Origin of the sequence: Paenibacillus sp. DS2015, assembly GCF_050433705.1 — a bacterium.
Taxonomy (GTDB): Bacteria; Bacillota; Bacilli; order Paenibacillales; family Paenibacillaceae; genus Paenibacillus_AQ.
On the sequence record NZ_JBNPWS010000025.1, the window covers coordinates 59918 to 74863 of the forward strand.

Consider the following 14946-nt stretch of genomic DNA (forward strand, 5'->3'; position numbering starts at 1 on the left):
TCTTATGTTTATATTGACATATACTTTTATGAGGATTACAATGATTCGTATGCGAAATAATTTTGAGGGAAATAATACGGAGCGATGTGTAGAAAATATGGATCGTGACCGTGAGTCTAAGCAGATTCAGGTTAAGGAAGTATTACATTCATTTAATCAGGTGAAACACTCACTCTTATATTTATTGCGAAAAAATGCAGATGCCATGGGGACCACATTTATGCAGTCTCATGTACTCCAAATCCTTCGAGAACATCCCGATATTGGGTTAACCGAGCTATCAGAGCTAATCCTTGTGGGGAATAGTACAACAAGCGGGTTGGTAGATCGATTGGTGAAGTCTGAATTAGTTAGTCGTAAGCGGCTTGAAAGTGACCGCAGATCTGTCACTCTCCGAATAACGGACAAAGGAGTTGAATTACAAGATCGAATGGAACGTGCCAATATGCAGTCATTGTCTCCTCTGAATCAGTTGTCAGTAAATGATAGGCAAGATTTACTGCGGATTCATCAGCAGATGAATGAGATACTACAACAACAAGGGAGAGATATTATAAACTATGAATAATAGCAATACCACAGTGTTAGAGAATATAAAAAGAGGTCCGATTATCGCTGCACTCATGATTGGGGCCTTTGTAGCGTTTCTAAATCAAACGTTATTGAATGTCGCCTTACCTAGTATTATGGGTGATTTAAAGATTGAAGCAGCTACAGGACAATGGTTAACTACTGGATATATGTTGGTCAACGGTGTTCTTATTCCTGTTACAGCATTTCTGATTTCTCGGTTTACAACGAGACAGTTATTTATAACGGCAATGAGCTTATTTACGTTAGGAACATTGATTTGTGGAATATCACCTAATTTCGGAATATTAATGGTCGGTAGAGTAATTCAAGCCTCGGGTGCAGGGATTATAATGCCTTTAATGACAGTTGTATTTTTAAATATATTCCCGATTGAGAAGCGTGGATCTGCTATGGGCTTAATGGGGCTAGCTATGATTTTGGCTCCAGCCATTGGACCCACACTTTCGGGCTGGATTGTTGAGAATTATGATTGGCGTGTCCTTTTCTATATTATTTTACCTTTTTCTGCAATGGCTACTTTAATCGGTATATTCTTCTTGAGAAATGTTACCAAAGTAACGAAACCTTCGTTTGATATGTTATCTGTTGTGTTATCTACGATTGGATTTGGCGGACTTCTTTACGGATTTAGTGCTGCAGGTACAGACGGTTGGGGAAGTGCAACGGTACTTTCTTGCTTAGTGATAGGTAGCTTGTCCGTAATAATGTTCGTATGGCGTCAATTAACATCGCCAAATCCCATGCTTGAGTTCAGAATTTTTAAATATAATATGTTTACATTGACAACAATTATTAATGTCCTAATTACCATCTCTATGTATGCAGGGATGATCTTACTTCCGATCTTCCTTCAAAATATTAGACAATTTTCACCTATGGAGTCTGGTTTGATGATGCTTCCAGGTGCGATCTTAATGGGGATTATGTCTCCTATTACAGGAGCTATATTTGATAAGGTTGGAGCGAGATGGTTATCTGTGATTGGTCTGCTGATTACGGTTATTACTACATTCGAATTCACCCAATTAACGGAAGCAACTACGTATACCCATATGATTCTTATTTATTCCTTACGTATGTTCGGTATGTCATTGATGATGATGCCTATCCAGACTGCGGGTCTTAACCAATTGCCTCAAAGTATGAACGCTCATGGTACCGCCATGTCGAATACACTACGCACCATCGCAGGATCGATTGGGACGGCTGTTCTGATTACGGTAATGACTACACAAACCAAGAGTCATACTACAGAGCTAGCTGTAGCAGGTGGAATCTCTCCAACAGATACGCAAGCGATGGCTCATATCGTTGCAGAATCCACGATTTATGGAATTAATCAAGCATTTGTGATTGCCACTTGGTTAGCAGCAGTCGCATTAGTATTAGCCTTTTTTATCAAAAAAACGAAGCCTGCGGAAGAAATTTCACAAGCTGATGTGAAACCCATGAGAGGTGAGGCTTAAGAAGTCTCTAAGGGTTATGAAGAGTGAAGCCGAAATTATATAAATGAACGAACGATAACCTGAAGAGTGAACACTTTGAATAAAAAAGTGTTCACTCTTCAGGTTTTTTTATGGGAAAAGCCAACATCTTAGGAATTCAAGATGTTGGCTTTTTGACCGGTTACATTATAAGGGTGAACACACCACTTCATCCACAATTCCATAGGACTTGGCTTCTTCAGCAGATAGGAAATAGTCTCTTTCCATATCCGTTCGTATCTTTTCTAAGGATTGACCAGTCTTTTCAGCATATAAAGCACTCAGCTGGTCCTTTATTTTCAGAATACGTCGTGCAGATATTTCAATGTCTGTTGCCTGACCTTGTACTCCACCCAAAGGTTGATGAATCATAACTTCACTGTGCTGTAGTGCAAGCCGTTTACCTTTATGACCAGCTAACAGCAGTAATGAAGCAGCGGAGGCAGCAAGTCCTGTGCATATGGTTCTGACTTCAGGTTTGATAAATTGCATGGTGTCATATACGGCAAAAGCGGCAGTAACAGAACCTCCAGGACTATTAATGTACAGAGAGATTTCCTTGTCTGGGTCATCTGCGGCTAGAAATAGCAGCTGCGCAACGATGTTGTTTGCGGTAGAATCGTTAATTTCCGAACCTAGAAATACGATTCTATCCTTCAGCAGACGGGAATAAATATCATAAGACCGCTCTCCCTGAGAGGTCTGCTCAACAACATAAGGTATAATACTCATTTGATATCCTCCTCAAAGTTTTGCGAAGCAAAACTGGCATCGAAAGCATGAACTTAAGTTTTGCGAAGCAAAACTGGCATCGAAAGCATGAACTTAAGTTTTGCGAAGCAAAACTAGCATCGAAAGCATGAACTTAAGTTTTGCGAAGCAAAACTCTATGCCGCCATTCGGTTTCGTGATAATGGTTGAAACATCTTGCTGACCGATGAACTTGACTCTTTGTAAGCATGTGTTTGTTGGGTTGTGTCGCTAATGGCAATAATGAGCTCTTCTAGAATAGTGGAGTTCTCCAATCTAACAGCTTGAAGTAGCCTGCTTTTAAACCAATCCTGACGAATGTTGAGCCAATGGTGACTAAAGTCAGAATGATCATGGGATTTCTGGCGAGCCCGATATAGAAGAGCTTTAACTGCTGTTTCCTTGATCTGTAGTCTATTAGCTATCTCAGATAATGGATACAGGAAGCCTTCCTTCATGACGAATGCTAACAGCTGCTTGGGAGTTAGTCTCTCCATAAGGTGATCTAAGCCTTCTAGGAGATGCTCTGAGTATTTATCTTCATAACCAGACTCATCCATCAGACCAACATCTAACTTAGACTTTTTACGCAATTCATCAACCCAGTAATTACGCGCAATGGTACGCAAAAGGGCCATAGTGATATTGGGTACGTGATTAGCTGGATAGAAGGATAGGGTCCTAGCAATAGTCTCCTGTGTTATATCGTCGGCGTCCCAACGATTATTAGTGATGGAAAGACAGTACTTTTGCAATGCCGTATATAGCCCTTCACATTTTTCGTTCAGTTCAAATTGTGATTCAGTTTTATTGTGGATCAACATGTTAATCACTCCTTCAAGGCCTATGCTTATATAACGTATGAAAGCGGTGGAAAGATACGCCCCTCAATTTTTTTATAACTCTGCTACTCCTTCTTCGTTCTGAACTTACCTTTCAGTGCGGAATAGTCGATTTTTTGATATGTACTTAAAGGTGGATAGCTTTATTTACAAAAGGAACCTTACGAATAACCCGTAAGGTTCCTTTTACGTTCACAAAATTTATGACGGTCGTTTTACCCTTTTCTTATCCGTTTTAGCAAACATAGCAGCACTCATCTTTTTACGGTAACGATAGACGAGGAGCATGACTACGATAATAACGAGTCCACCAACAATCCAGAGAGAATATATCTCCGCTAAGTGAAATGCAACTTGCCACTGGGGTCCGAATAGTTTACCAAGACTCAGGAAGAGAATAACCCAGAATAGCGCACCACTATAGGCGTAGAGGGCAAATTTACGAAAGGGTAGGGCATTTATACCAGAGAAATAACCTGTGAAATGTCGAACACCTGGAATGAAGTATCCGATAAAAATAAGATTGTGTCCATATCGACCGAACCATCGCTGTGTTTTTTCTAATTTATGTGGAGAGAGGAACAGATATTTTCCGAATCTCTTAATGAAGGGCAGTCCTGCCTTAAGGCCAATGTAGTAGGTAATTGTCATGCCGATTGTCGTACCTAGAAACGCTATAATTAGCAACCAGGTGAAGTCGAGAATACCTATGTAGGAAAGATAGCCAGCGTAGGCCATCGTTGTTTCGCCGGGGAAGGGAAGGGCAATGAACTCCAATAATAACCCGACAAATAATACAGCATAGCCATATTCCTCAAACAATAACTGAATCCATTTCAATAACTCCAATATGTTCACGCTCCATTTATAGGACTATCTTGGTCCATTCCACATTGCTAGTCTTTTTTAATAATCTTCACCATATAATCTATCAGAAAAGTAGAATTCATAGAAATGGTGGAGGTAAAATTTATGATTAACAAATATCTGGGTGTCAATAAACAAAAGTTGGGATTTGTTTTCATGTTGTTGTTTTTGGTCTTGATGATTCTGCCTGCTCAAACTCAGTTCGGACAGCTTAATATGAATTCATACCCTGAGAATACGTTACTTTTATCCTCAATATCAAGTACAACCAGCACATCAACCTCAATATTAAGTACAACCCGCACATCATCCTTACAAGAAAGTACAAGCGAATGGCTAGCTTCATCTGAAGTAAAAGCAGATACCCCTGTGAAGCAGACAAAGACGGTTTATCTTACCTTTGATGATGGGCCAAGTAAGCTTACAGGTAAAGTGCTTGATATATTACAAGATTCTAATGTCAAAGCTACATTTTTTGTATTAGGCGAACATGTTACAAGATACCCTGAGCTGATCTCAAGATTACATGAAGAGGGACATGCCATAGGTAACCATACATACAATCATAACTATGACGAACTCTATAAAGGATTCTCTCCATTTTGGGATCAAATCAAACAGACGGAGGCAGAGATTCAACGTATTATAGGGGTCCCAACCTCGCTAGTGAGAGCACCAGGAGGAACGGCGGGACATTTTGATAATACCTATTTCAGTCTAATGAAGCAAGCGGGTTATCATGTTATTGATTGGAATGTTGATAGTGGTGATTCTAAACGAAAGAACGTACCTGCGCAAGATATTATTAGACAAGCCACGGAGAACATAACAGGTGATCAGGTAATTGTTCTTATGCATGATGGTGGTGGGCATGAGGAGACGATTAAGGCACTCCCTAGCATTATTTCAAAATACCGTGCTCAAGGATATAACTTTGATATTCTGACTCCCGAGCAGCAACCTATTCAATTCAAGGTCACTCAGAGTGCTAAATCTTTGAAAAGAGTACAGCCAAGTCAAGAATGGATTGCTACTCATATCGTTCCGAATGCGGGGATATTTACACAGAGTAAAGATCTGATATTGCAAGTGGGTGGAATGGAAACGAAATTTCAGTCGAGTGAATATCAGATTGTCGATGGAAAGATTATGGTTCCTGTACGCGCGACGATGGAAAGATTAGGGGGACGTGTGAAATGGGATCAACAGCATAAGTTAGCTGTAATTGAGATGAATTCTGTCTTGGTACAGATTGATATGATCACAGGTAATTGGATAAATACGAGAATGGGTAAGCAGGAACAATCGAAGATTATTACTGTAACGATGAAAGCGGGAGTGATGTGGGCGCCTATACGAGAATTGCTACAATTTACAGGACATCCCACACAGTCCATTCACACGAATGATACAGAGCGTATGATCAAGACCTACTGAAATTTATAGTGAAGTAAAGTCTAAGTCTATGAAAATATTACAAATAGGCATGTCTACTTCCTTTCTTTCATGGAAAGAATAGTTAATAGATTCTTGTAGAATCAATTGACTATTGAAGAAGTGGGGTACTATACAATGTCTATTCCATCTATGAATAACCATGATATACATGTTGAATTACTGGATAGAATGACGTCCCGAGTAGGAAAGGTCATCGTGGGTAAAGAAACTGAGATTCGACTAGTGCTCATGTCTATGTTGTGTGGTGGACATGTACTTCTAGAGGATGTACCTGGTGTAGGCAAAACGATGCTTGTTCGAGTTATTGCAGCTTGTATGGGAGGCTCTTTTGGTAGAGTTCAGTTTACTTATGATCTGATGCCAGCTGATATCACAGGTACAACTGTGTATCACGCTCATAATGGTCATTTTGAATTTCGGCAAGGTCCTATTCTTTCGAACGTAGTATTAGCGGATGAAATCAACCGTGCCTCACCTCGTACTCAATCCGCATTACTAGAAGCGATGGAGGAGAAGAAGGTGACTGTTGATGGTACGACATATTCGTTACCGAGGCCATTTCTACTACTTGCTACTCAAAATCCATTACAGTTCGAAGGAACTTATCGTTTGCCAGAGGCCCAACTCGATCGATTTCTAATGCGAATCAGTCTAGGCTATCCGAGTCCGGAGGAAGAACTAGAATTATTAACAAGGATGCAATGGAGTCATCCGTTAGAGCAGATCAAACCGGTTGTTATGGTGGAAGAGATTGAAGCCATGCAACGTGAGGTTAAGCATGTATTTGTGGACGAGTCTATGAAGCAGGTTCTAGTGGAGGTTGCTAATATATCTCGTTGCCATCCTCGACTTCAGCTTGGAATTAGTCCTCGTGGTACGATGGCCTGGATGTTGGCCTCACAAGCTGCCGCCTATATGAATGGAAGAATGTACGTCACGCCTGATGACATCAAAGAAACAGCGGTACCTGTTCTCTCACATCGTATTGTGCTGCATTCACATTCCGGGTTTGAGGGTGTAACAGGTGAAGAGATTGTGAAACAATTGTTATCACAAGTGAGCCTATCGGTGTATCGAAGCCGCAAGGGGAGTAGATCATGAAAGCTAGGATGATCGAATGGGGAGTTGCGACGCTTGTATTAGGTATATTTCTATTTCTATATAGTGAATATGGTGGGCAATCGTTACACTTTTTGCTTATTCTAACGAGTATGATTATGCTTGCTGGGCTTGCTATCCAGATCTTCGGAGCAAGGAATATCGAAATAAAGCGAATTGTTCCTCCTGTGTTCCTTACTGCTGGACAAGATGCCGAAGTGGTGGTGCATATCCAATTTCAATCTTTGCTTCCACTTCCTTGGCTCACCGTGACGGATCTCTTCACTGGGGGCACCTACTGCAAGTTAATCCTACCTGGCTTTTCTAGGTCATTTACTTACTCTTATACACTTTCGAAGCTTCCTCGAGGAATCATAACTTTTCAGCAATGTCATGCGGCGTGGGGTGGACTATTCGGATGGTTTGGAAGGAGTTATATCTTAGCAAGTCATGAGAAGATAACCGTGTTGCCTATTCCAATGCTTATTTCTAGGGATCAAGTGCGGACTAGTCAAAGTAGGGGCGATGGCGTATCTGAAGTGCGTGACCCCTATCTAGCTAGCGGAACTTGGGGACCGGAGGCTCGCGATTATGTCGTAGGAGATCCGCTAAATCGTATTCATTGGAAAAGTTCTGCTAGACGTGGTCGTCTGCAAACTATTCTTCCCGAACAAGAAGGGAATAACACTCTTTATATCATTTTGGATCCTAGCCTAAAAGGATATGATCTACCTAGTAATGTTAACAATAAGGATGGTTATAACCTCCAATCCTTATTCGAATACGCGGTTTCCGTGGCTGCAGGTCTACTATTTGAAGCCGAAGAGGCAGGTGTAGACACCGAATTAGTATGTGATAATGATAATCATGATGACTACTACAAGACACAACACTCATCACCTGTACGGCACACACAACACACATCACTCGCACAGCAAACACAGCAAACACAGCAAACACAACATAAACATCATGGTTCTCGGTCATACTTAAGTACATTGGCTACGATTAAGCTTGAAGAAGGTGACTCGCTACTCGGAATTGTTGAATCTGTTGTTCGATATACGATTCAAGGTTCGCATGTGGCGCTGGTTACTGGGGAATTAAATGGGCGGATTACTGGAGTAGCATCTACACTTCAAGGGTCAGGGCTTGCAGTCGATATTTACTGTGTACAGCCGACGGTTTCGTTCGCGAGTAATGATTATGTCCGTAGAGTTACTCATATGGGGATGAAGGTTTATGATGTCCAAGGAAATCTTGAATCAGCCGTTATCCCAACACCTGTGGATCATCCTACAGATCGGATGATCTGGAAGGGAGGCGCTCCTTATGCACATGCGTATCCAGAATCAACCCAATCAACCCAATCAAGCCAATCACCTCAACCGACCCAATCACCCCAACCAAATACAGCACAAGAACAACGGTCAATATGAAGGCACACCTTCTAATGAGGAAATGACGACGGTTAATTCTAAATTAGCGCAAGGTAACACTCACACACTGCTGTTTCGTGTCGCTCTATCCATCATTCTGATGGGGATTTTTACTGAATGGCTGTATCCACTATCAGAGAGGTCTCTTAGCGATCCGTTGATCGGGGTTTTTATTGGATTAACAGGATTGATTCTGTTGATAGGTCTAATGCATCAGCATGTAGCTGTTTCCATTCTTAAGCATGTGATATTGGTTATGGGTGCGTGGACCTTTTACTTTGGTAGAGGAGACGGGTTAGCATGGCTGGGTTCGTATATGTCTATTTTGGAGAATGAAATGAACTCCTTCATAGACACCAGACAACTTGCAGTAATCGGAACAGAAACCCATACTTTAATACTAATGATCGGCTGGAGTCTACTCGTGACTTCTGTGCAATCTCTAGCGCTGTACAGAAATACGGTGTGGTTATTTACCGTGGCTACTGTCATCTATTTGTTGTGTGTTGAGCAACTACTTGGACTAGATGTATATGTTGATATGATTCGTACTACCTGCCTTCTTGTCATTCTTCAAGGGGTGATATTATCGTCAAAATTGACAGAGCAGGCGTCCTCCTATAGGTTCAGCAATCTTACATATAGCCGCTGGATTGTCACAGTGTGTACCCTAGGGATCGTCGTTTGCACGACTAGTGCTTGGGTGGGCAGTCAGATATTGGTTGCCAAGCCCCTTCAGAGAGTTTCGTTTCAATCGTTACTAGAGAAATGGCAGTCATGGTCCGGAGTGCAATTCAATGCATCACATGAGCAAGTAGCTGTAACAGGATATAGTAGCGGAGAAGAAGAATTGGGATCGCCACTGCATCCTAATAGCAAAATTGTATTTACGGCACAAACGCCATCACCTTCCTATTGGCGAGGAGAGACATTGAGTTATTATGATGGTCGTCGGTGGGCTGACCCCCAAGTATTTTTAGATGCTATCCCATTATCAAGCAGACTTCAAAGCTTATCTTTAAGTAATCATACGGAGCAACAGACGATGATTCAGACTGTGGAATTTAGTCAGGCTATGTCCGAGCAGACGCCGCTATTTGGAGGGGGAAACATCGTGCATATCATGGAGATAAATACAGAGCGTGGCGATAGACCTGAATATGTATTGCATAGTGACATTACGGATAACGTGAAGTTAGCAGGATCAACTGCCAAGAAGACAGCTAATATAGGAAATGCAATAACAGGATATCAGATAGAAGTGTTGTCACCCATTGTGAAAGAGGATGAGCTTAGAAAAGGAATGGGCTCCGATCCTGAACCAATCACACAACGTTATTTACAATTACCTGACGCTCTGCCTTCACGCATAAACCTATTGAGCGCTAGGATAACTTCTGGAACCAATAATCGTTACGATGCAACCTTAGCTATTCAGACGTATCTAAAGGAACAATACCAATACAATATGAATACCAAAGTTCCTCCAGATCAGGCAGATTTCGTCGATGATTTCCTGTTTAGAACTAGACAAGGTTATTGTAACCACTTTGCTACAGCGATGACGATTATGCTCCGTACACAAGGAATTCCAGCTCGTTACGTAAAAGGTTATACGCAAGGGACCTTGGAAAAGGGTAGCACCACGAAGTATATCGTAGATGAAATCAATGCCCATGCATGGGTAGAGGTCTATTTCCCTGAGAGTGGCTGGACACCATTTGATCCAACACCCGGGTTTACTATCTCCGCAGAAGAACACGTTGTTCCAGTTATGGCTAAACAGGAACATTCACTGCAAGGAGTAACTTCGAATTATTTCTATGGATCACTTGATGTAATCAAGCGGAGTAAGGACACATTTATGAAGTATGTCACTCAAAATAGTAGGCTCTTTATCTTGCAGTGTATACTTACAGTTCTACTCGTAAGTGGGGGGATCTTCTTCATGTGGAGAAGTCGTCGCTATCTGTTCTTATGGCGATTGCAGCGACTTTCCCGAGGGGATAGTCCGCCGAAGGGACAGTTGCTACGGGTTTCATATAGGGTATGGGATCTGATAGGGCGTCGTTATGGATACATGGGTAAGGGAATTACCACACAGGAATATATCCAAGACTTGAGGATTATGGACGAGGATCTTCGTAAGCAAATCCATCAATTTGTAGATCAATGGGAGACCATTGCTTATGGAGGAAATGGTCTAAGCCATGAGTACAGCTTGTCCTTTATACGTCGATGCGCTAAACTAGCGGACACACTAGGATGATTGGAGCGGTAAATAGATACACTAAAAGAACATGAAATCGATATTGGCGTTATTGTGCACACGTGATCAATAGATGACTTTCTGAACAACCTCTTTTTAGGTATTCTATATGATTGTTTCCAGCTTTCTTGACGGTATGAATTATCGTTGCGTATAATTAACATCAACAATCAAGGGAGGCACGGAAATGACTAAGCCAAATGAAATTATTGTTGTTCTGGATTTTGGGGGACAATACAATCAGTTAATAGCACGACGTATTCGTGATTTAGGTGTTTATAGCGAATTGATGCCTTATAATACACCCGTTGAGAAGATTCGTGCACTTTCACCTAAGGGAATTATTTTCTCCGGTGGACCATCAAGTGTATATGCAGAGAATGCGCCACATGTTGATCCAGCTATTTATGATTTGAACATTCCGATCTTCGGCATATGTTACGGTATGCAGCTTATGGCTCAGCAGTTGGATGGAAAAGTGGAACGTTCTGCTAAGCGGGAATACGGGAAAGCTGATCTAGTATTTAATTCTGATGCTACGCTGCTTAAGGGTCTCGAAACTAAGCAGACGGTATGGATGAGCCACGGTGATCATGTCGTAGAACTTCCAACAGGGTTCAAGCTTGATGCAGGAACAGAGTCCGCACCGATTGCAGCGATGAGTAATGAAGACAAGCAGTTCTATGCGGTGCAATTCCATCCTGAGGTTCAACACTCAGTTCATGGTAATGAAATGATTCGCAACTTCTTATATGAAGTGTGTCAGTGCGAAGGGAACTGGTCGATGGAGACCTTCGTTGAAGACAAAGTACGCGAAATTCGCGAGCTTGTTGGAAAAGATAAAGTATTGTGTGCACTTAGTGGAGGTGTAGATTCCTCTGTTGTGGCTAGGTTGATCCACAGAGCCATTGGTGATCAGTTAACTTGTATGTTTATTGATCATGGATTGCTACGTAAGGGTGAAGCTGAGAGTGTAATGGAGACTTTTGTAGGTAAATTCGATATGAAAGTAGTTAAAATCGATGCCCGCGAACGATTCTTGTCCAAACTTGTTGGTGTGGATGACCCTGAGCAGAAGCGTAAAATTATCGGTAACGAATTTATTTATGTATTTGAAGAAGAATCCGGTCAGTTCGATGATTTCAAATATTTAGCACAAGGCACACTATATACAGACATTGTTGAGAGTGGTACGGCTACAGCTCAGACGATCAAATCACATCATAATGTAGGTGGACTTCCTGAAGACATGAAGTTTAAGTTGATTGAACCTTTGAATACACTATTTAAAGATGAAGTCCGCAAAGTAGGAGAAGAATGTGGCCTACCACCTGAAATTGTATGGCGTCAACCATTCCCAGGACCAGGTTTAGCTATTCGTATTCTTGGCGAAGTCACAGAAGACAAGCTAACCATCGTTCGCGATTCCGACTATATTCTGCGTGAAGAGATCGCTAAAGCGGGACTAGATCGTGAGATTTGGCAGTACTTCACAGCACTTCCTAACATGAAGAGTGTAGGTGTCATGGGCGATGCTCGTACCTATTCATATACGGTTGGTATTCGTGCAGTTACATCCATCGATGGTATGACAGCCGATTGGGCTCGTATCCCGTGGGATGTGCTTGAGAAGATTTCAGTGCGTATCGTAAACGAAGTGGATAATGTTAACCGTATTGTGTATGACATTACTTCTAAGCCACCAGCTACGATTGAGTGGGAATAGATATTAAGAACAAAATTTTAGAAAAGGAGAGCATCCCCATGGGATGCTCTCCTTTTAATTTCATTAATAGATTAACCAATGAATGGGAATATTAAAATGAAATGTAATTTTCCAAACCAAATTTGATGAATTTACGAACAATAATACACTTATTTATCATAATGTTCGTATTTATTATTGACAAGTATGTCGTTGCGCCCTAAAATGAAAAAGCACAACAACACATATTTCGTATAATTCCGAGAATTGGCTTGGAAGTCTCTACGAGGTCACCATAATGACCTGGCTACGATTATAATAGAAACCCGCGTTTACATCACATCAGCTTTTAGGCTGTTAAGGTACGGGTTGTTCTCTTATTTTTCGGGCTGGAGTCACTTATGACTCCAGCTTTTTGTTGCTGTCAAACATATCTAAGGGGGAAGTATTCAAATGGATCGGTTGAATAAGTTTTTTAAACTGAAACAGAATGGTACCACAGTGCGTACAGAAATTATGGCTGGATTGACTACATTTATGGCAATGGCTTATATCTTGTCAATCAATCCGAACACGCTAACGGCTTTTGGTCAGATTGATATGGGATGGTATTCTGTATTTTTGGCTACTGCACTAGCGGCAGGGATTTTTACAATTGCAATGGGTTTGTTTATTAATTTCCCAGTTGCTTTGGCGCCTGGTATGGGCTTGAATGCTTATTTCGCTTCCGTTGTATTGTCTTCAGCAACAACTGATCATCCTTTTACTTGGCAAATGGGTTTAACGGCAGTATTCATCTCTGGGTTGATCTTCATTCTCTTGACGATTACGCATGTACGCCAGATGTTGCTCGATGCTATTCCAGATAGCATGAAACATGCCATTACGGTCGGAATTGGTTTGTTCATTACTATTCTTGGTTTGAAGAACAGTGGATTAATGGCAATCGGTGTCGAAGCGGGTAAGGATATTCCGGCGCATACCTATACAGATGTGCTTTCATATGAAACAGTGATTCATTTAGGTAGCCTTCTAGATACGAATGTTCAATTGGCTCTTGTTGGGATTATTTTAATCGCGATCTTGATGGTGCTGAATGTTAAAGGTGCGATTCTGTTCGGTATCCTCGGGACAACTGTTGTGGGTATGCTTATGGGTGCGGTAGACTTTAACACATTATCAAGTCCAGATAATCATTGGGTTCCTGATTTCACTCAGTTGAACTTTATGGCCTTCGACTGGGAAGGCATTATGCATACAGGTCTTGTATCTGCAATTGTGACGTTTACCTTTGTGGAATTGTTCGATACTTTTGGTACATTGGTTGGTACGGCTACACGTGCTGGTATTATGAAAGATCCAGTAGAAGGTAAAAAACGTGTAGGTAAAGCGATGTTTGTAGATGCAGTTGCTGTAACGGGTGGTGCAATGCTTGGTACTTCGACAACAACGGCCTTTGTTGAAAGTGCTGCTGGAGTAGCTGAAGGTGGCCGTACAGGTCTTACTGCTGTAACGACAGGCGTGTGCTTCTTGCTAGCATTGTTCCTTGCTCCAGTAGTTGCTTTGATTCCAGGATCGGCCACAGCGGCTGCGCTCATTATAGTTGGTGTACTTATGGTTCAGTCGATTAAAGAAATCGATTTTCAGGATATGGTTGTTGCCATTCCAGCCTTCTTGACTATTGTCATGATGCCTTTTAGTTTTAATATTGCTAATGGGATCTCGTTCGGAATCGTAGCTTATGTCATTCTTGCTACTTTCGGTAACCTGAAGGAGAAGAAGAAATATAATATTCACTGGTTGATGTGGGTGTTGGCGGTTCTGATCATTCTACGTTACGTATTTCTAGGTAGCGAAGGCTAAAGATTCATTTTCACGGTATGATATGAACAAAGCATGGCCCACAGGCCATGCTTTTTTATATTAATAGCAATTCTGAAATATAGAGCCAAATGAAAGTTTCTTCTATTAGTAATAGTAGAAAAACATAGAAGGTATTATTGTGAGAAGGAACTGGTGATCTGACCGTAGATTTATTAATAAATGTTGATCCATAATGGTGGATTTAATCCTTGTACAAACGGTACATAATTGTGGAATGATATTTATATGATATTTTTGAAAAAAAGAGTTGCATTCATATACTATACGTGATATATTATTAGTCCGGCCAACAAATGGCGGTCAAAACGAATCAGAAAGCTTAACAATCACATGAAAATGAAATTGAAAAAAAGCTTGCATTACTGAGTCGGACATGATAAGATATAGTAGTTGTCGCCGAGAACAACTGATGACAATGAAAGAGTAATTGATCTTTGAAAACTGAACAACGAGTGAGTAAAGATTTCACGAAAGTGAGATCAAAACAAATGAGAAATCATTTGGTAGAGAATGAAAATTCTCGCCAGTTTGTTTCAAAATGAGCATATCGCTCTTT

The 14946-nt window shown here is 41.1% G+C and carries 11 protein-coding genes and 1 riboswitch; of the genes, 8 read left to right on the forward strand and 3 right to left on the reverse strand.

The genetic code is table 11. The features are described 5' to 3' along the window. The first annotated feature begins 40 nt into the window (after positions 1–40). Complete coding sequence (locus J2T13_RS19130; protein ID WP_429373962.1) at positions 41–568, forward strand: MarR family winged helix-turn-helix transcriptional regulator; 528 nt, start codon at positions 41–43, stop codon at positions 566–568. Further along, positions 561–2060, forward strand: a complete 1500-nt coding sequence (locus J2T13_RS19135; RefSeq protein WP_429373963.1) for a DHA2 family efflux MFS transporter permease subunit — start codon at positions 561–563, stop codon at positions 2058–2060. Before J2T13_RS19130 ends, J2T13_RS19135 begins: the two co-directional genes overlap by 8 nt. Positions 2061–2225: 165 nt before the next feature. On the opposite strand, the gene clpP is transcribed toward J2T13_RS19135, so the two are convergent. The 3 genes from clpP to J2T13_RS19150 form a co-directional block, all read right to left on the reverse strand. Next, the gene (gene clpP, locus J2T13_RS19140) at positions 2226–2810 is read right to left on the reverse strand and encodes an ATP-dependent Clp endopeptidase proteolytic subunit ClpP (RefSeq protein WP_429373964.1); all 585 of its coding nucleotides are present in this window, start codon (positions 2808–2810) and stop codon (positions 2226–2228) included. Positions 2811–2965: 155 nt separating this feature from the next. Beyond that, positions 2966–3652 carry a sigma-70 family RNA polymerase sigma factor gene (locus J2T13_RS19145; protein WP_429373965.1) on the reverse strand — a complete coding sequence of 229 codons (687 nt, stop codon included), beginning with the start codon at positions 3650–3652 and terminating at the stop codon, positions 2966–2968. Between the two features lie 219 nt (positions 3653–3871). Continuing rightward, entirely contained in the window at positions 3872–4519 is a 648-nt protein-coding gene (locus J2T13_RS19150) for a DedA family protein (protein ID WP_429373966.1), read from the reverse strand. Positions 4520–4642: 123 nt separating this feature from the next. Here J2T13_RS19150 and J2T13_RS19155 point away from each other — a divergent pair, with 123 nt between their 5' ends. From J2T13_RS19155 to J2T13_RS19180, 6 genes are all read left to right on the forward strand, one after another. Beyond that, complete coding sequence (locus J2T13_RS19155; RefSeq protein WP_429373967.1) at positions 4643–5974, forward strand: polysaccharide deacetylase family protein; 1332 nt, start codon at positions 4643–4645, stop codon at positions 5972–5974. 135 nt (positions 5975–6109) lie between these two features. Continuing rightward, positions 6110–7096 (forward strand): AAA family ATPase, encoded by a 987-nt coding sequence (locus J2T13_RS19160; RefSeq protein WP_429373968.1) that lies wholly within the window; start codon positions 6110–6112, stop codon positions 7094–7096. Next, a complete protein-coding gene (locus J2T13_RS19165; RefSeq protein WP_429373969.1) occupies positions 7093–8532 on the forward strand; it encodes a DUF58 domain-containing protein in 1440 nt (479 codons plus the stop codon). The genes J2T13_RS19160 and J2T13_RS19165 overlap by 4 nt, the downstream gene beginning before the upstream one ends. Then, on the forward strand, positions 8426–10801 hold the full coding sequence (locus J2T13_RS19170) for a transglutaminase domain-containing protein (protein ID WP_429373970.1): 2376 nt from the start codon (positions 8426–8428) through the stop codon (positions 10799–10801). Before J2T13_RS19165 ends, J2T13_RS19170 begins: the two co-directional genes overlap by 107 nt. Positions 10802–10988: 187 nt before the next feature. Continuing rightward, positions 10989–12527 carry a glutamine-hydrolyzing GMP synthase gene (gene guaA / locus J2T13_RS19175; RefSeq protein ID WP_429373971.1) on the forward strand — a complete coding sequence of 513 codons (1539 nt, stop codon included), beginning with the start codon at positions 10989–10991 and terminating at the stop codon, positions 12525–12527. Between the two features lie 209 nt (positions 12528–12736). After that, positions 12737–12836, forward strand: a riboswitch (purine riboswitch). Positions 12837–12968: 132 nt separating this feature from the next. After that, positions 12969–14369, forward strand: coding sequence for an NCS2 family permease (locus J2T13_RS19180; protein WP_429373978.1), 1401 nt, complete (start codon positions 12969–12971; stop codon positions 14367–14369). Positions 14370–14946: the final 577 nt, after the last annotated feature.